Genomic DNA, 16,839 nt, shown 5'->3' on the forward strand with positions numbered 1-16,839 from the left:
CCCCCCCCCCCCCCCCCCCCCCCCCCCCCCCCCCCCCCCCCCCCCCCCCCCCCCCCCCCCCCCGCTCCCACAGGGGATTGGTTGCGTATTTGAATCATCTGTTTTGCGGAGTCCCAGCCCCTATGAAGCACAACGTCATCCTTGTCGTGCTCGACGGCCTCAATTACGAAGTCGCGCGCCACGCCATGGGGCATCTGCAGGCTTACGTTGGCGCAGGACGCGCGGCACTCTACAAGCTGGAGTGCGAACTGCCGGCCCTGTCCCGACCCCTTTATGAATGCATCCTGACCGGCGTTACGCCGATCGACAGCGGCATCGTTCACAACAACGTCTCGCGCCTGTCCAACCAGCGCAGCATCTACCATTACGCCACCGACGCCGGCCTGAAAACCGCAGCCGCGGCCTATCACTGGGTCAGCGAGTTGTATAACCGTTCTCCGTTCATGGCCGCCCGGGATCGTCATACCGATGACCCCAAACTGCCGATCCAGCACGGTCACTTCTACTGGAACGACCACTACCCCGACTCGCACCTGTTCGCCGACGCGGAACACCTGCGCCTGCGCCACGCGCCGAACTTTTTATTGGTCCACCCCATGAACATCGACGACGCCGGGCACAAGCACGGCCTCGACACCCCGCAGTACCGCAACAGCGCTCGCTCAGCCGACATCATCCTCGCCGATTACCTGCAAGGCTGGCTCGACGCCGGTTACCAGGTGCTGGTGACGGCTGACCACGGCATGAACAACGACCGCTCACACAACGGCCTGTTGCCCGAAGAACGCGAAGTGCCGTTGTTCGTCCTCGGCGATGCCTTCAGCTTCAACCAAAACGCCGCGCCGAAACAGACCGAAATCTGCGGCACCGTCTGCGAACTGCTGGGCGTGCCCCACGACAAACCTGTGTGCCGGGAGCTGCTCAAGTGAACGCCATGACCCGCGGTAAATGGCTGGCCGCTTTGTGCCTGGTGCCCTTCGCGATTTTCTTCTTTGTGTTCCAGATCGCCCCGCTGCTCTGGGTAATGATCAACAGCCTGGAATCGGAAGAGTTCGGCTGGGGCCTGGCCAACTTCAGCAAAATCTTCAATTCGAAGTTCTATCTGCAGGCGATCCAGTACAGCCTCGAGATCAGTTTCTGGTCCAGCGTGTTCGGCATCATCATCGCCGTACTCGGCGCCTACTCCTTGCGCCGGGTCGACTCGAAACTGCGCAACTTCGTCAACGCCTTCGCCAACATGACCAGCAACTTCGCCGGCGTGCCCCTGGCCTTCGCGTTCATCATTTTGCTGGGGTTCAACGGTAGCATCACCATCATGCTCAAACAGGCCGGGATCATTCAGGACTTCAACCTGTACTCGAAAACCGGTCTGATCATCCTCTACACCTACTTCCAGATCCCCCTGGGCGTGTTGCTGCTCTACCCGGCTTTCGACGCCTTGCGCGAAGACTGGCGTGAGTCCGCAGCCTTGCTCGGTGCCAACGGCTGGCAATTCTGGCGACACATCGGTTTACCGGTACTGACCCCGGCGCTGCTGGGCACATTCGTAATCCTGCTGGCCAACGCCCTCGGCGCGTATGCCACGGTCTACGCCCTGACCACCGGCAACTTCAACGTGCTGCCGATCCGCATCGCAGCAATGGTCTCCGGCGACATTTCCCTGGACCCGAACCTGGCCAGCGCCTTGGCCGTGGTGCTGGTGGCGTTGATGACCTTGGTGACTATCGTGCATCAGCTGCTGTTGAAGAGGAGCTACCATGTCTCGCGCTGAACTGGGCCCCGTCGGTATCTACCACCGGGTGGTGGTGTATTTGTTGTTTGCCATTCTGCTGTTGCCGCTGCTTGGAACATTGATCTACTCGATCTCCAGCAGTTGGTCCGCGACGATCATGCCTAGCGGTTTTACCTTCAAGTGGTACCTCCAGCTGTGGAGCGATCCGCGCTTTCTCGACGCGTTCGGTCAGTCCTTGCTGGTCTGCGTCGGCTCGCTGATTCTGTCGGTGGTGCTGATTCTGCCGCTGCTGTTCGTGGTGCATTATCACTTCCCGAAACTCGACGCTTTGATGAATATCCTGATCCTGCTGCCCTTCGCGGTGCCGCCGGTGGTGTCGTCGGTGGGGTTGTTGCAGCTCTATGGCTCGGGGCCGTTCGCGATGGTCGGCACGCCGTGGATTCTGATTGGTTGCTACTTCACCGTGGCGCTGCCGTTCATGTACCGGGCGATCACCAACAACCTGCAAGCGATCAACCTGCGCGACCTGATGGACTCCGCGCAACTGCTCGGCGCCAGCACTTGGCAAGCGGCATTCCTGGTGGTGCTACCGAACCTGCGCAAGGGTTTGATGGTGGCGTTGCTGCTGTCGTTCTCGTTCCTGTTCGGTGAGTTCGTGTTCGCCAATATTCTCGTCGGCACCCGTTATGAAACCCTGCAGGTCTACCTCAATAACATGCGTAACAGCAGCGGCCACTTCACCAGTGCGCTGGTGATCTCCTACTTCTTCTTTGTGCTGGTTCTGACCTGGGCGGCCAATATCTTGAACAAGGACAAAAGCGAATGAGCTATGTCAGCGTCCAACACCTTCAGAAAAATTATTCTGGAACTACCGTATTCAGCGACATCAACTGCGAAATCAAGAAAGGCGAATTCGTCACGCTTCTCGGCCCGTCCGGTTGCGGCAAGTCCACCCTGCTGCGTTGCATCGCCGGCCTGACCTCGGTGGACGGCGGCAAGATCCTGCTGGAAGGTCAGGACCTCGTCCCGCTGAGCCCGCAAAAACGCGGGATCGGCATGGTGTTCCAGAGTTACGCACTGTTCCCGAACATGACCGTGGAGCAAAACGTCGCCTTTGGCTTGCGCATGCAGAAGGTCAACGCCGACGACAGCCAAAAACGCGTCGCCGAAGTGTTGCAACTGGTGGAACTCAATGATTTTGCCGCCCGCTACCCGCATCAACTGTCCGGCGGCCAGTGTCAGCGTGTCGCCCTGGCTCGCTCGCTGGTGACCCGGCCTCGGTTGCTGTTGCTGGATGAGCCGCTGTCGGCGCTAGACGCGCGGATTCGCAAGCACCTGCGCGAACAGATCCGTCAGATCCAGCGCGAACTGGGTCTGACCACGATCTTCGTCACTCACGATCAGGAAGAAGCCCTGACCATGTCTGACCGAATCTTCCTGATGAATCAGGGAAAGATCGTACAAAGCGGCGATGCCGAAACCCTCTACACCGCGCCAGTCGATGTGTTTGCCGCAGGCTTCATCGGCAACTACAACCTGCTGGATGCCGACAGCGCCAGCAAACTGCTGCAACGACCGATCACCCATCGCCTCGCCATTCGCCCGGAAGCCATTGAACTGAGCCTGAACGGCGAACTCGACGCGCAGATCCGCAGCCACAGCCTGTTGGGCAACGTGATTCGCTATCGGGTCGAAGCCCGGGGCGTGGAATTGGTGGTGGATGTGCTGAACCGTTCGGCGGCCGACCTGCATCCCGATGGTCAGCGCCTGGCACTTTCCATCGATCCGACGGCCCTGTGTGAGGTCGCTTGAAAGCAGCGGCAAGCTACAAGCCATAAGCTTCAAGTTGTAGACTGCTGATCACCAAAATCCACTTCTTGCAGCTTGAAGCTTGAAGCTTGCAGCTGTTCTCAGAGAGAACCCGATGGCCCTGGCAATTTTTGATCTGGACGAAACCCTGATCCACGGCGACTGCGCCACCCTCTGGAGCGAACAAATGGGGCGCCTGGGCTGGGTCGATCCCGAGTCGTTCATGCGTCAGAACAACGAACTGATGGACGCTTACAGCCACGGCAAGTTGCGCATGGAGGAGTACATGACCTTCAGTCTGGAACCGATGATCGGGCGCACACCGGAAGAAGTCGACCATCTGGTCGGGCCTTGGGTGGAAGACTTCATCGAGCCGATCATCTTCAGCGACGCCACCAAAGCCATCGCCGCCCACCGCAAGGCTGGCGACCGGATCCTGGTGATCTCGGCCTCGGGCACGCATCTGGTCAAGCCGATTGCCGACCGCTTGGGCATCGACGAGATTCTCGGCATCGAGCTGGAAGTGGCACACGGGGTGTACAGCGGCAATACCGTTGGCACGTTGACCTACCGTGAAGGCAAGATCACCCGGTTGCTGGAATGGCTGGATGCGGAGGAGGAAAACCTGGAAGGCGCGAGTTTCTATTCAGATTCACGCAATGACTTGCCGCTGCTGCTGAAAGTGGACTTTCCGCATGTGGTGAATCCGGATCCGGTGCTACTCGAACACGCCGAAAAGGCCGGCTGGCCAATCCATATCTGGAAGTAATCCAGATCCTGTGGGAGCGGGCTTGCCCGCGATTCAGGCGACGCGGTGTGTCTTTATGATCGTTCCCACGCTCCGCGAGGGAATGCAGCCCGGGACGCTCCGCGTCCCAGAAGCGGACGCAGAGCGTCCATTGAGACGTTCCCACGCGGAGCGTGGGAACGATCATCCCTAAACCAGGCTTTCGTCGATCACCAACACCAACTTCCCCGACACCTTATTCGTCGCCAGTTCCGCAAACGCCGCTTCGGCATCCTTGATTGCAAATGTCCTGGCCAGTTGCGGGCTCAAACGCCCTTCGGCAAACAGCGGCCAGACATGCTGGCCGAGATCGCTGAACAAATCGGCCTTGAACTGCTCATCGCGGTTGCGCAAGGTTGAACCCAGCAGTTGCACACGTTTGGCCAGTACCTGCGCCAGATCCAGCTGCGCCTCGCGACCGCCCATCAATCCGATCAGCACCCAACGACCATCGCGAGCCAGCAGCTTGAGGTTCAACGCCGCGTAGTTGCCACCCACCGGGTCGAGGATCACGTCGAACGGGGCAAGATCATTCAAGCTGTCCAGATCGCCGTTGCGCACCACGCCTCCCTGCGCGCCCAACGCTTCACAGTAGGCCAGACGCTCGGCGGAACCGACGCTGACCCAGCACGCGTTACCAAACGCCTTGCACAGCTGAATGGCAGCTGAACCGATTCCACTGGCGCCGGCATGCAGGAGAACTTTCTCACCCGGTTTGAGCGCAGCCAGTTGAAACAAATTCAGCCAAACAGTCGCATACACTTCCGGCAATGCCGCCGCCTCGGCCAGGGACAAACCTTCGGGAACCGGCAACACATGCCGTCCGTCGACAACTACCTCTTCGGCCATCCCACCCCCGGCCAGCAAGGCGCAAACCCGATCACCGACCTGCCAGGAAGAGCCCGGACCGACCTCGCTGATCACCCCCGAACACTCAAGACCCAGTACTTGACTGGCCCCCGGCGGTGGCGGATAAAGTCCTGCTTTCTGTAACAAATCAGCGCGATTGAGTCCTGCTGCCGCCACCCGGATGCGAACTTGTCCTACATCGCACGTAGGACTCGGCTCTTCAACCCACTCCACTCGCCCCTCAACGCCTTGCAATGCTTTCACAGTGCCTCCATAGTGAGTCTGGACTGAGCCCGAAGCTGTAGCGCCGGGCTTTTTGCATTATGCGACCGGTCCTTGTGGATCCGGCGACTTCAAAGACGGCCTAATATGCGTTATCAATTGTCCCTGCGTCGAATCAGCATGAAGCATCTGCTCCCCAGCACCGCCCTCGCTCTTGTCATTGGTCTCGGTCTTTTGCCGATGTCGAGCAATTCGTTCGCAGCCAACAGCTGGGACAAGCTTCAGCCCGATCGTGACGAAGTAATCGCCAGTCTGAACGTCGTCGAATTGCTCAAGCGTCACCATTACAGCAAACCACCGCTCGACGATGCACGCTCCGTGATCATCTACGACAGCTATATCAAGCTGCTGGATCCATCGCGTAGCTATTTCATGGCCAGCGATATTGCCGAATTCGACAAATGGAAAACCCAGTTTGACGACTTCCTCAAAAGCGGCGACCTGAACGCCGGGTTCACCATCTACAAGCGCTACCTGGACCGCGTCAAGGCGCGTCTGGACTTTGCCCTTGCCGAGCTGAACAAGGGCGTCGACAAGATCGACTTCACCGCCAAGGAAACCTTGCTGGTCGATCGCAAGGATGCCCCTTGGCTCAAGACCACCGCCGAGCTGGACGACCTGTGGCGCAAACGCGTCAAGGACGAAGTGCTGCGGATGAAGATCTCCGGCAAAGAGTCGAAGCAGATTCAGGAAACCCTGACCAAGCGTTACAAGAATCAGCTGTCGCGTCTGGACCAGACCCGTGCGGAAGACATCTTCCAGGCGTACATCAATACCTTCGCCATGTCCTACGACCCGCACACCAACTATCTGTCGCCGGATAACGCGGAAAACTTCGACATCAACATGAGCCTGTCCCTGGAGGGCATCGGCGCCGTGTTGCAGAGCGATAACGATCAAGTGAAAGTCGTGCGCCTGGTGCCTGCCGGCCCGGCCGACAAGACCAAGCAGGTTGCACCGGCCGACAAGATCATCGGCGTGGCCCAGGGCAACAAAGAGATGGTCGACGTGGTCGGCTGGCGCCTGGACGAAGTGGTCAAACTGATTCGTGGCCCCAAAGGCACCGTGGTGCGCCTGGAAGTGATTCCGGCCAGCAACGCGCCGAACGACCAGACCACCAAAATCGTGCCGATTACCCGCGAAGCGGTGAAGCTCGAAGATCAGGCGGTGAAGAAGTCGGTCCTCAACCTCAAGCAGGATGGCAAGGACTACAAACTCGGCGTCATCGAGATCCCGGCCTTCTACCTGGACTTCAAAGCCTTCCGTGCCGGTGATCCGGACTACAAGAGCACCACCCGCGACGTCAAGAAGCTGCTGACCGAGCTGCAGAAAGACAAGGTCGACGGCGTGGTCATCGACCTGCGCAACAACGGCGGCGGTTCCTTGCAGGAAGCCACCGAGCTGACCAGTCTGTTCATCGACAAAGGTCCGACCGTACTGGTGCGTAACGCCGACGGCCGGGTCGATGTGCTGGAAGATGAAAACCCGGGCGCGTTCTACAAAGGCCCGATGGTGTTGCTGGTCAACCGTTTGTCCGCCTCGGCTTCGGAGATTTTCGCCGGCGCCATGCAGGACTACCACCGCGCGCTAATCATCGGCGGCCAGACCTTCGGCAAAGGCACCGTGCAGACCATTCAGCCGCTGAACCATGGCGAACTGAAACTGACCCTGGCCAAGTTCTACCGGGTTTCCGGCCAGAGCACCCAGCATCAGGGCGTGCTGCCGGACATCGATTACCCATCGATCATCGACACCAAGGAAATCGGCGAAAGCGCCCTGCCGGAAGCCATGCCGTGGGACACCATTCGTGCGGCCATCAAGCCTGCGCTTGACCCGTTCAAACCGTACATCACGCAGCTCAAGTCCGAGCATGACGTGCGCACGGCCAAAGACGCGGAGTTCGTGTTCATCCGCGACAAACTGGCCCTGGCGCAGAAGTTGATGAGCGAAAAAACCGTCAGCCTCAATGAAGCCGAACGTCGTGCACAACATGCCGATATCGAAGCCAAGCAACTGGCCATGGAAAACCTGCGTCGCAAGGCCAAGGGCGAAGAACCACTCAAAGAGCTGAAGAAAGAAGACGAAGATGCCCTCGCGGGCGAGCCGGACAAGACCAAGCCAGAAGACGATGCTTATCTGAGCGAGACGGGGCGGATTCTGCTGGACTACTTGAAACTCAACACCGCGGTTGCCAAGCACTAAGAGGCTACAACCAAGATGATGGCAATTTAATGCTGACGCTCCCCGGAGCGTCATCAAACAGACATCATTCTGTCGTGAAATAAAGGACTGGGTGCACCTTGCACCCGGTCCTTTTTTTATCGCCAGAGAACGCCATGACCACGACCGAACAGCTGAGTGCCTTGAGCTCAATATTGACTCAAAGCGGTTTGCACAGCCTGTTCCAGCCGATCATTTCCCTCTCTGAACGACGTATCGTTGGCTATGAAGCCCTCAGCCGCGGCCCCTCCAACAGTCCGCTCCACTCCCCTGTTGCCCTGTTCGCGGTAGCTCGCCAGGCCGGTCGCCTCAGCGAACTGGAGATCGCTTGCCGTCAAAGTGCTTGCCGACGCTTCAATGAACAGCAACTGCCCGGCAAACTCTTCCTTAACGTATCCCCGGAATCCCTGCTCGAAGCCGCCCACCAACCCGGACGCACTTTGCAACTGTTGCAGGATTTCGGCATCCCACCGAGCCAGGTGGTCATTGAACTCACCGAACAGACCCCGACCGACGACTTCCAGTTGCTGCAAAACGCCCTGCATCACTATCGGGCAATGGGCTTTTCCATTGCACTGGATGATCTGGGTGCGGGGTATTCAAGCTTGCGCCTCTGGTCTGAATTGCGCCCGGATTACGTCAAGATCGATCGGCACTTTATCGACGGCATTCACCAGGACGCGCTCAAGCGTGAATTCGTTGGCTCGATCCTGCAGATCGCCAAGGCTTCCCGGGCAAAAGTGATCGCAGAAGGCATCGAATTGCCGGAAGAACTGGCGGTGTTGACCGAAATGGGCGTTGATCTGCTGCAAGGTTATCTGCTCTGCCGGCCCCAGGAGCATCCGCCTCGCGATGCCCGAACCTTGATGCCCAAACCAAACAGCATCGCCGCGATACTGAACGAGGAAGTCAGTGACCTCAGCGCCCTGCTCAACGACCAGCCGGCGGTGACCAGCGACACCCCGACCGCCACCGTGCTGGAAGCCTTCCGCCGCCAGGCCAACCTGAACTCCCTGGCGGTGCTCGACAAACAGGGCCAGCCCTGCGGCATCGTCCACCGCCATTCGCTCTCGGACGCCTTGCTCAAGCCCTTTGCCACTGACCTGTTTGCCCGCAAGCCGATCAGTCGCTTGATGAGCGACGACTTCCTCGCTGTGGAGTTGAGCCAGTCGCTGCAACAGGTCAGTCGCTTGATCACCAGCCGCGCCCGCCAGCGCATCGAAGAAGACTTCATCATCACCCTCAATGGCAGCTATTTGGGGCTGGGCCGAGTGATCGACGTGCTCAAACTGATTACCGAACTGAAAATCCAGCAAGCCCGCTACGCCAACCCGCTGACCCTGCTGCCGGGCAATGTACCGATCCAGCAATGCCTGACACGGCTGCTGCAACAGGAACGGGAATCGGTGATCTGCTACGTGGACATCGACAGTTTCAAACCCTTCAACGACATCTACGGCTACGGTCGCGGCGATGAAGTCCTACTGTGTCTGGCGCAATGCCTGAACGACCGCATCGACCCATCTCGCGATTTCGTCGGCCATATCGGCGGCGACGACTTCCTGCTGGTGCTCGGCCCGGAAGACTGGCGCAAACGCCTGAACCAATTGCTGGACGACTTCCACAGCCAATGCCGACGCTTTTACCGCAGCGAACACCTGGAAGCCGGCTGCTTCATCGCGCCGAATCGCCAAGGCGTAAGACAGGAATTTCCGCTGCTGTCCCTGTCCATCGGCGTGGTGCATTTGCATCCACAGGCCTGCGGACAACTCGATGCGAGCCAGTTGGCAGAGATGGCATCACAGGCCAAGCATCACGCGAAGAATGTGCCGGGGTATAGCATGCATGTGATTGATAGCCTGGCGGTGCCAACAGTCGAGGAAGCGTTGGTTGCCGGGCATCGGTGATTGTGGCGAGGGAGCTTGCTCCAGCTGGACTGCGCAGCAGTCCCCTTTTGGGGCCGCTTCGCGACCCAGCGGGAGCAAGCTCCCTCGCCACAAAACAGTGCTCGACGCTATTCCGACGGCATTGCCCGCAACCGCCGCCCAATTACATCCAGCACATCACACCCATCGCGTAGTGGGATGGCGCAGAGCAAGGCAAAGTCGCTGAGTATCGTCGAATCACACTCGACGGAACCGCGCATGGACAGGTTTTCGAGCACCTGCGTTACAGCACGAATCCGGTAGCTGGCGGCCTCGGTCAAAATATCGAGCGGCGCGTGGGTATCGACGAACAGCGTGGGCATGTCGTTGCAGTTGCTGGTGAGCGCCATGAAGCGGCTTTTGGGGTGGAGAATTGGTTTTTCGTAGGGTGGATCAGGATGAAGTGTTGGCATTTGAGACCTTCCGATGAAAATGGGAGCTGCCAACAGCCTTCCTACAGGCTTGGGTGGCAGCTATGCGCGGGGTAGGAATACCGAGCATCGGAAACTCGACCACGCCGAAGCGTGCCCGCGCACAGCCGCCGTAACGGATCTTACGGACGCCCATTGACGACCGCAAACCAGGTTTCGACGATTACGCATTACCGATGCAAATACAGGGTTCCTACACCCCACCACTGAATTTTCAGTGACCATCAAAGGCTATCGGGTGAACTCATCTCGCACCAGTTCATGCAATCCGCTACAACTTGAAGGAAATCTCCGATGGATCTACACGGCAATAAACGCGCGAGACTTTGCGGGGGATCAATCAGGAAAGAAGTCGGGAAAGGATGATGTTGTTGTAGGGCAATTCGCTAAAAGCGATCAACTCATTACTAAAGCAACCAGAAACAAAACGTGGCGGTAGGTTTCCCTCACGCCACGTTAATTTGTCAGACACACAATTATTTAATCCGTAGAACCGCGGGACGCCAATTCTTTCAATTTAAGTTCAGCCAGCGGATGCCCGGCTTTCGCCGCCATTTCCCACCAGCGAGCCGCTTCCACCGGATCCGGCGCCCTGCTCGGCGTCCCCGCAAGGCAGATCACGCCAACCTGATACGCCGCCTTACCATCCCCCGCCAACGCCGCCAGACGCAGCAATCGAACGCCCTCCTCGCGTGCCCCAAGACCGACGCCGCGAAAGGTCAGAATGTGGCCGTAGAAGCTCTGGGCGCCGACATCACCCAGGTTCGCCATACGCGCAAACTGGCCCTCGAGCCAACTCCAGCCTCGCGGCTGACGCACAAACCACGACCAGTGGAACAACCGGCGGGCCAGCCAGTAACTGGCCCGCGCCTTGAGTCGTAAAAACACTCAGGCTTCCGCCGATTCGGGGTATTCGTATTCGAACACCCGCACCACTTCCGAGGCATGCCAGGACGCGGCAGCCACGCCATCGGACGGGCCGGAAAAGCGCCCGAGTCGCTCGACACATTCAAAGAAGCCGGTGCGCGGCAAGCGGCTGGCCCCCTGGCTGATCACCAACGAGCTGCGCAACGGCTGCTCGGCTCTGGCATCCAGTGCGGCCAGGTGCTCAAGGGCTGCGGTCAAGGTTTGCATGGCCGGCGTGGGTAGTTGCAAACGCTCCAGCAACGCCCGATAAGTCAAAAGATGGCGCTGACGACGCGCCTGATCCAGCTCCCCCAGCAATCCGTCCCAATGTTGACGACTTATGCGTACGCTCACGATTCATCCCTCCATCCTGGCACCGTCAATTCCCAGGCGAGGCTGCGGCGAATAGCAGCGTCGGGTTGACGCTCACCGCTTTCGATCAAGGCGAGATATGACGGGCTGATGCCTACCGTGCGGGCGAGCGCCTCAATGGCGATGCCCTTCCCTTCGCGCAAATTGCGTAGTTGATCCAGACCCGGAAGAATCTGGTCTGGTGCCGCCGCGGGAGGCGCTGTGGCGTCACGCGGTGGTTGTTGCTTGATGCCTGCTGCTTTCAGTAGAGCCTGATACTGAGCCCATGGCAGAACCGCATATTCGGGCTCGCCTTCGCGTGTAATTATCTGAATATCCATGACTACCCCGTAGGACAACGACACTTAGCGAGTCGGCGCTTTTCCTTAGAAGTGTAATCCTAACAGCGGCCAAGGTCGCGGGGGGGTATGAATATATGGAGGATTTTGAATTGGCTCAGTTTTTTTTCGGCCCCTGAAGCTGCAGTTGTTCGGGGGTATCAGGCAAGCGTTCGACTACCGCAAGCTTCTCCGGCAGCTGACGCTTGCGCCAAGCGCGGAAGGCGTTGAGTTCGTCATCGAGAACTTTCATCAACCAGGCCAGTACGGCAATGTCGTCGAGCATGCCGAATACCGGGATGAAATCCGGGATCGCATCCACCGGGCTCAGGAAATACATCAGGCCGGCCACCACCGAAACCAATGCTTTGGGGCTGATGGCCCGGTACTCACCACGCCAGTAGGCCAGGCAGAGTGCCTGTAACAAACGCAGATCATCTTTGAGCTTGCCCAGACGATTGCCCTGGCTCGCGCCTTTGCTGGCAACCGCGAACAACAGGGTCGGCAAACGACCACGGGCGAGCAGGCGTCCAGCCAGAGGCAGGAAACGAGCAAAATTCCAGGGCGTTTTCATTTATTACTCCCACTGAAATGTTATCCACACAAATTGTGGATAACCTTGTGAACAGAGCTGCATTTCACCGCTGAAAGCCCCGTTTCATAAGGGCCTGACTCAGATCGGGCGTTTTTTACTCACATAAAAAAACCCAAGATTTCATTGACTTGGCGTTCTGGCCCGTCTAGCTCGAGCGCCCTCACTGGCTATGACTTCAGCGTACCGCATCCGTTCGCTTTGTTTACCCCCACTGAACGCCAGATGCAACAACGCCCCGCATAAGCGAGGCGTTGTTTTTAAAGCAGACGCGAATTACTTGGGGGCGTCTTGTTTTGCTGGATCCTTGATGGCCAACAGCTCCAGGTCGAATACCAGTACCGAGTTGGCTGGAATCGCCGGGCTTGGGCTTTGGGCGCCGTAAGCCAGTTCACTAGGGATGTACAGCTTGTACTTCTCGCCAACGTGCATCAGTTGCAGGCCTTCGACCCAACCCGGAATCACACCGCTGACCGGCAGATCGATCGGGCTGCCGCGCTCGACGGAACTGTCGAAAACGGTGCCATTGGTCAATTTACCGGTGTAGTGAACAGTCACTACGTCGGTCGGCTTAGGCTGAGCGCCGTCGGCTTTCTTGACCACTTCGTATTGCAGGCCGGAAGCCGTGGTGGTGACACCCGCTTTCTTGCCGTTCTCTTCGAGGAATTTCTTGCCAGCGGCTGCCGACTCTTCGCTCATCTTGGCCAAACGCTCTTCAGCACGCTTTTGCAATGCAGCGAAGGCTTCAACCAGCTCTTCATCTTTCAGCTTCTGTTCTTTCTTGCCGACGGCATCTTCGATGCCCTGGGCTACCGCTTTGGAATCCAGATCATCCATGCCTTCCTGAGCCAGGCTTTTGCCCATGTTCAGGCCGATACCGTAGGAAGCTTTTTGCGCCGGGGTTTTCAGCTCTACGCTGGTCTGCGAATCACAACCCGCAAGTACCAGGCCAACCAGGGCCACCGCCGCCGCCAACCGATGCTGTTTCATGCTATTTCCTTGTTCATGCGCCTAAAGGGCAATCGAGTAAAGCCGCGAGCTTATCAGGCCGCCACGACCAATGGCTACCGGCATGAGAGCAGGAAACGTCTGATAAGTTCAGGTGTTTAAACGCATTTTGGCTATAGAAGGATGAAGCTTCTGTCATTTCGCTCTTACGGACTTGAGGGCCGGTTCCCACAGACTCTGGCGTAATGGCCTCTTGCCGCACTTCGTGAGCTGAGGCATAAGAGAGTTACAAACTGACAAGGACGTTTATCGTGCGCCTCATATTCCGCTTGCTGATCCTGATCGCAGTATTGCTGGGGCTGAGCCTCGCCGTAGTGCTGTATTACGTCGCCAACCCGAAATTGCCGGCCTGGTCACCGGCGCAACAGGTAAATTACCTGGAGCAATGGAGCGCCGCCGACCGACAGGCTTACTACTTCACCCCTCAGGGTACCCAGGTCAAAGGCTTGCGCTATGACTGGTTCAGTGCCCTTGAATTGCCCTTTTCGCAAAAACGATTCGCCGCTCCTGAATACCTTGCACGCTTTGGTTTTCTGATCGACCCGAGCCAGAAAGCCACACCGAACAATCCTGGTAACTTGCCCGTCGGTTTTGCCCGTCATCAAAACCCCGGCAGCCAGGACGAGTATCTGGACATCACTTGCGCTGCCTGCCATACCGGCGAAATACGCTTCAATGGCCAAGCCGTGCGCATCGACGGCGGCTCGGCCCAGCATGTGTTGCCGTCCAGCGTCCCTACCCTGCGTGGCGGCAGCTTCGGCCAGGCACTGGTGGCCAGCCTCGCTTCGACTTACTACAACCCCTGGAAATTCGAACGTTTCGCCCGCAACGTTCTGGGTCAGGACTACGACGCACGGCATCAACAACTACGCCAGGATTTTAAAGTCTCACTCGATACCTTCTTGAAAGTAGCCTGGAACGACACCCATCGCGGCCTCTACCCCACCGAAGAAGGCCCCGGCCGCACCGACGCCTTCGGGCGCATTGCCAACGCCAGCTTCGGCGACGCGATTTCACCCGCCAACTACCGCGTGGCCAACGCTCCGGTGGACTACCCGCAACTGTGGGACATGTGGACCTTCGACTGGGTGCAGTGGAACGGTTCGGCGCAGCAACCGATGGCCCGTAATATCGGAGAAGCCTTGGGTGTGGGCGCCACGCTGAATTTCTTCGACAGCAGCGGGCAGCCGCTCAAGGGCGACGACCGCTACCCGTCCAGCGTCCGGGTGCGCGATCTGCATCGGATCGAAGAAACCCTGCAACGACTCAAACCGCCTGCCTGGCCGGAAGCCCTGCTGGGCAACATCGACAAGCCCCTGGCCGCAAAAGGCCGCGAACTGTTCGCTGAAAATTGCGCCGGGTGTCATGTCCCCCGCGTCACCCAAAGCGACGGCAGACCGGTGCAACATCTGAAATTGCTGCCTGTGGAGGTCATTGGCACAGACCCCGGCGCCGCCAACAACATTGCCGATCATCGCTTCGATCTGACGGCTTTACAGTGGGATCCGGCGGAGCTTGCGCAACTGGACGTACAACTGCATCCCAAACCCACAGAACCCTTGGATATGAGCCAATTGTCCGTGGCCAAGGGACTGGCCTACGTCACTGCTTTCGTGGGCAACCAGGCCTACCGCGAAGCCAAAGTGACACCCGCAGAGCGCCCGAACCTGGACGGATTCGGCCTGCCGATCGGCGTTCAGGAGTTGCGTAGCTACAAGGCCCGACCTTTGGCGGGCGTCTGGGCCACGCCGCCGTTTCTGCACAACGGTTCGGTACCGAGCCTTTATCAATTGCTCTCGCCACAAAGTGAACGCGCGACCACGTTCTACAAAGGCACCTTCGAATATGACCCTAAACACTTGGGCTATCGCACCGAAGCCTTCATCAACGGTTTTGTGTTCGACACGCGCATTACCGGTAATCACAACAGCGGTCACGAGTTCCGCGCAGGTGAACGCGGTAACGGCGTCATTGGTCGTCTGCTGCAACCGGAGGAACGCTGGGCGCTGCTGGAATACCTGAAAGTGTTGGGCGGCCCGATGGAGTCGCAATTGCCAGACCGCCGCCTCAGTCAAAAGGATTGACCCATGCTGATCACTCTCTGGTTGCGCCTGGGCGCCTTCCTCGGCAAAACCCTGCTGTGGTTGTTGGGTCTGGGCCTGCTCGGCTGGGCGCTGATCATGGCCTGGTCCGCCTGGCAGCATCGCGGCCCGGTATCGGCTGAAGAACTGATTCCGGACGGCGAAGCGGCAATGACCCAGGACATCATCCAGACGGCCGTACGTATCGTCGATCAACACCGGGAAAGCACCCGCTACCTGCGCGATGCCCATGCCAAGGCCCATGGCTGCGTGAAGGCCGAGGTTCAGGTGCTGCCGGGTCTGACGGCGGAGTTACGTCAGGGCGTGTTCAGCGAACCGGGCAAAACCTGGCAAGCGACGATACGGCTGTCCAACGGCAATGCGTATCCGCAGTTCGATAGCATCCGCGATGCCCGGGGCATGGCCATCAAACTATTCGATGTGCCTGGTAAACAGTTGCTGAGTGACCGACAAGGGCACAGCGAACAGGACTTCGTGATGTTCAACCATCCGAACTTCTTTGTCAGCGATGTCGCAGAGTATCGTCAGAATGTGGCTGCTCAGGCTGATGGCAAAAAGGCGATGGCGTTCTTCCCGGGCTGGGACCCGCGCACGTGGCAAGTTCGCCATCTGTTTATTGCGCTGGCGACGCTCTCCCCTGCCCCGGTAAGCCCGACGCAGACCACTTACTTTTCGGTTTCGCCGTACAAGTTCGGTAAAGCTAACGCTAAATTCCGCGTGATGCCGGACCCTGATAGCTGCCCGGTCTACGCGCTGCCCACGCAAAATCAAAACCTGCCGAATTTCCTGCGCAGCGCGCTGAACCAGCAGCTGTCGACCGATCGGGTGCCGGCCTGTTTCGTTTTACAGATCCAGCGTCAGGATGCGGGCAAGTACATGCCGATCGAAGACACCAGTATCGAGTGGAACGAAAGCGACGCGCCCTTCGAAACCGTGGCCCGGATCAAACTGCCTGCCCAGGATTTCGACACCCCGGCGCTGAACCTGCAATGCGACAACCTGTCGTTCAACCCATGGTTCGGGCTTGAAGCCCATAGGCCGATTGGCGGGATCAACCGGTTGCGCAAAGCGGTGTATGAGGCCGTCAGCGACTACCGGCACAGCCGTAATGCTGAACAATGAACAAGACACTTAAGCCGGAATGAGATCTGTAGCAGCTGGCGAAGCCTGCGTTCGGCTGCGAAGCAGTCGTTAAATCGACTGACGCAGTCTGCCTGACACACCGAAGTTTCTGGTTTTACGAACGCTACGCAGCCGAACGCAGCCTTCGGCAGCTGCTACAAGGAGTGTGGCATGACGGAAAATTGCTGGCGTTACCCGAACAGGTCGCTTTTTCAGTGGATTCGCTACAAAGCCAAATCCCAGGCAGCAAAAAGCCCGCATTAAGCGGGCTTTCTGTGGTGATCTGGCGTTCAGCGTTCCAGATACCGAATATGGCGCAGCGGACGGGACTCGAACCCGCGACCCCCGGCGTGACAGGCCGGTATTCTAACCGACTGAACTACCG

16 protein-coding genes are annotated in these 16,839 nt (G+C 58.6%); 9 read left to right on the plus strand and 7 right to left on the minus strand.

Annotation, left to right across the window (positions count from 1 at the left end):
- The first annotated feature begins 122 nt into the window (after nucleotides 1-122).
- The 5 genes from AC1RQB_RS26905 to AC1RQB_RS26925 all read left to right on the plus strand — a co-directional run bounded on the left by AC1RQB_RS26905 (nucleotide 123) and on the right by AC1RQB_RS26925 (nucleotide 4,310).
- Entirely contained in the window at nucleotides 123-929 is an 807-nt protein-coding gene (locus AC1RQB_RS26905) for an alkaline phosphatase family protein (protein ID WP_063342974.1), read from the plus strand.
- Between the two features lie 5 nt (nucleotides 930-934).
- Complete coding sequence (locus AC1RQB_RS26910) at nucleotides 935-1,771, plus strand: ABC transporter permease (RefSeq protein WP_162130634.1); 837 nt, start codon at nucleotides 935-937, stop codon at nucleotides 1,769-1,771.
- On the plus strand, nucleotides 1,758-2,558 hold the full coding sequence (locus AC1RQB_RS26915; RefSeq protein WP_008073685.1) for an ABC transporter permease: 801 nt from the start codon (nucleotides 1,758-1,760) through the stop codon (nucleotides 2,556-2,558). Before AC1RQB_RS26910 ends, AC1RQB_RS26915 begins: the two co-directional genes overlap by 14 nt.
- The gene (locus AC1RQB_RS26920) at nucleotides 2,555-3,544 is read left to right on the plus strand and encodes an ABC transporter ATP-binding protein (RefSeq protein WP_008005678.1); all 990 of its coding nucleotides are present in this window, start codon (nucleotides 2,555-2,557) and stop codon (nucleotides 3,542-3,544) included. The genes AC1RQB_RS26915 and AC1RQB_RS26920 overlap by 4 nt, the downstream gene beginning before the upstream one ends.
- A gap of 112 nt (nucleotides 3,545-3,656) precedes the next feature.
- Nucleotides 3,657-4,310: an HAD family hydrolase gene (locus AC1RQB_RS26925; protein WP_008073684.1), complete on the plus strand. Its 654-nt coding sequence runs from the start codon at nucleotides 3,657-3,659 to the stop codon at nucleotides 4,308-4,310.
- A 168-nt stretch (nucleotides 4,311-4,478) separates the two neighbouring features.
- Here AC1RQB_RS26925 and AC1RQB_RS26930 read toward each other — a convergent pair whose 3' ends face one another.
- Nucleotides 4,479-5,441 carry a zinc-binding dehydrogenase gene (locus tag AC1RQB_RS26930; RefSeq protein ID WP_063342973.1) on the minus strand — a complete coding sequence of 321 codons (963 nt, stop codon included), beginning with the start codon at nucleotides 5,439-5,441 and terminating at the stop codon, nucleotides 4,479-4,481.
- A gap of 138 nt (nucleotides 5,442-5,579) precedes the next feature.
- Here AC1RQB_RS26930 and AC1RQB_RS26935 point away from each other — a divergent pair, with 138 nt between their 5' ends.
- The gene (locus tag AC1RQB_RS26935) at nucleotides 5,580-7,661 is read left to right on the plus strand and encodes a carboxy terminal-processing peptidase (RefSeq protein WP_198537246.1); all 2,082 of its coding nucleotides are present in this window, start codon (nucleotides 5,580-5,582) and stop codon (nucleotides 7,659-7,661) included.
- 134 nt (nucleotides 7,662-7,795) lie between these two features.
- Entirely contained in the window at nucleotides 7,796-9,586 is a 1,791-nt protein-coding gene (locus AC1RQB_RS26940) for a bifunctional diguanylate cyclase/phosphodiesterase (RefSeq protein WP_063342971.1), read from the plus strand.
- A 107-nt stretch (nucleotides 9,587-9,693) separates the two neighbouring features.
- Here the strand turns inward: AC1RQB_RS26940 and AC1RQB_RS26945 are convergent, their stop codons facing one another.
- The 6 genes from AC1RQB_RS26945 to bamJ form a co-directional block, all read right to left on the minus strand.
- Nucleotides 9,694-10,017, minus strand: a complete 324-nt coding sequence (locus AC1RQB_RS26945) for a hypothetical protein (RefSeq protein WP_063342970.1) — start codon at nucleotides 10,015-10,017, stop codon at nucleotides 9,694-9,696.
- 498 nt (nucleotides 10,018-10,515) lie between these two features.
- On the minus strand, nucleotides 10,516-10,923 hold the full coding sequence (locus tag AC1RQB_RS26950) for a tetratricopeptide repeat protein (RefSeq protein WP_063342969.1): 408 nt from the start codon (nucleotides 10,921-10,923) through the stop codon (nucleotides 10,516-10,518).
- The gene (locus AC1RQB_RS26955; protein WP_007898892.1) at nucleotides 10,924-11,295 is read right to left on the minus strand and encodes a hypothetical protein; all 372 of its coding nucleotides are present in this window, start codon (nucleotides 11,293-11,295) and stop codon (nucleotides 10,924-10,926) included.
- On the minus strand, nucleotides 11,292-11,633 hold the full coding sequence (locus AC1RQB_RS26960) for a helix-turn-helix domain-containing protein (RefSeq protein WP_007898894.1): 342 nt from the start codon (nucleotides 11,631-11,633) through the stop codon (nucleotides 11,292-11,294). Before AC1RQB_RS26960 ends, AC1RQB_RS26955 begins: the two co-directional genes overlap by 4 nt.
- Nucleotides 11,634-11,748: 115 nt before the next feature.
- Nucleotides 11,749-12,204 (minus strand): YkvA family protein, encoded by a 456-nt coding sequence (locus AC1RQB_RS26965; protein WP_007898895.1) that lies wholly within the window; start codon nucleotides 12,202-12,204, stop codon nucleotides 11,749-11,751.
- A gap of 294 nt (nucleotides 12,205-12,498) precedes the next feature.
- Complete coding sequence (gene bamJ, locus AC1RQB_RS26970; RefSeq protein ID WP_007898896.1) at nucleotides 12,499-13,212, minus strand: BamJ family beta-barrel-assembly machinery protein; 714 nt, start codon at nucleotides 13,210-13,212, stop codon at nucleotides 12,499-12,501.
- A 269-nt stretch (nucleotides 13,213-13,481) separates the two neighbouring features.
- On the opposite strand from bamJ, the gene AC1RQB_RS26975 reads away from it, so the two are divergent.
- The gene (locus AC1RQB_RS26975; RefSeq protein ID WP_063342968.1) at nucleotides 13,482-15,314 is read left to right on the plus strand and encodes a di-heme-cytochrome C peroxidase; all 1,833 of its coding nucleotides are present in this window, start codon (nucleotides 13,482-13,484) and stop codon (nucleotides 15,312-15,314) included.
- Between the two features lie 3 nt (nucleotides 15,315-15,317).
- On the plus strand, nucleotides 15,318-16,454 hold the full coding sequence (locus AC1RQB_RS26980; RefSeq protein WP_063342967.1) for a catalase family protein: 1,137 nt from the start codon (nucleotides 15,318-15,320) through the stop codon (nucleotides 16,452-16,454).
- Nucleotides 16,455-16,839: the final 385 nt, after the last annotated feature.

This window comes from Pseudomonas sp. GW822-FHT02E03 (assembly GCF_058802325.1).

Bases quoted from the DNA above. Each gene is read 5' to 3' on its own strand.
- AC1RQB_RS26905 (WP_063342974.1), top strand. From the start codon at position 123: ATGAAGCACAACGTCATCCTTGTCGTGCTCGACGGCCTCAATTACGAA.
- AC1RQB_RS26965 (WP_007898895.1), bottom strand. From the start codon at position 12,204: ATGAAAACGCCCTGGAATTTTGCTCGTTTCCTGCCTCTGGCTGGACGC.
- AC1RQB_RS26980 (WP_063342967.1), top strand. From the start codon at position 15,318: ATGCTGATCACTCTCTGGTTGCGCCTGGGCGCCTTCCTCGGCAAAACC.
- AC1RQB_RS26915 (WP_008073685.1), top strand. From the start codon at position 1,758: ATGTCTCGCGCTGAACTGGGCCCCGTCGGTATCTACCACCGGGTGGTG.
- AC1RQB_RS26925 (WP_008073684.1), top strand. From the start codon at position 3,657: ATGGCCCTGGCAATTTTTGATCTGGACGAAACCCTGATCCACGGCGAC.
- AC1RQB_RS26960 (WP_007898894.1), bottom strand. From the start codon at position 11,633: ATGGATATTCAGATAATTACACGCGAAGGCGAGCCCGAATATGCGGTT.
- AC1RQB_RS26945 (WP_063342970.1), bottom strand. From the start codon at position 10,017: ATGCCAACACTTCATCCTGATCCACCCTACGAAAAACCAATTCTCCAC.
- AC1RQB_RS26940 (WP_063342971.1), top strand. From the start codon at position 7,796: ATGACCACGACCGAACAGCTGAGTGCCTTGAGCTCAATATTGACTCAA.
- AC1RQB_RS26935 (WP_198537246.1), top strand. From the start codon at position 5,580: ATGAAGCATCTGCTCCCCAGCACCGCCCTCGCTCTTGTCATTGGTCTC.
- bamJ (WP_007898896.1), bottom strand. From the start codon at position 13,212: ATGAAACAGCATCGGTTGGCGGCGGCGGTGGCCCTGGTTGGCCTGGTA.
- AC1RQB_RS26910 (WP_162130634.1), top strand. From the start codon at position 935: ATGACCCGCGGTAAATGGCTGGCCGCTTTGTGCCTGGTGCCCTTCGCG.
- AC1RQB_RS26920 (WP_008005678.1), top strand. From the start codon at position 2,555: ATGAGCTATGTCAGCGTCCAACACCTTCAGAAAAATTATTCTGGAACT.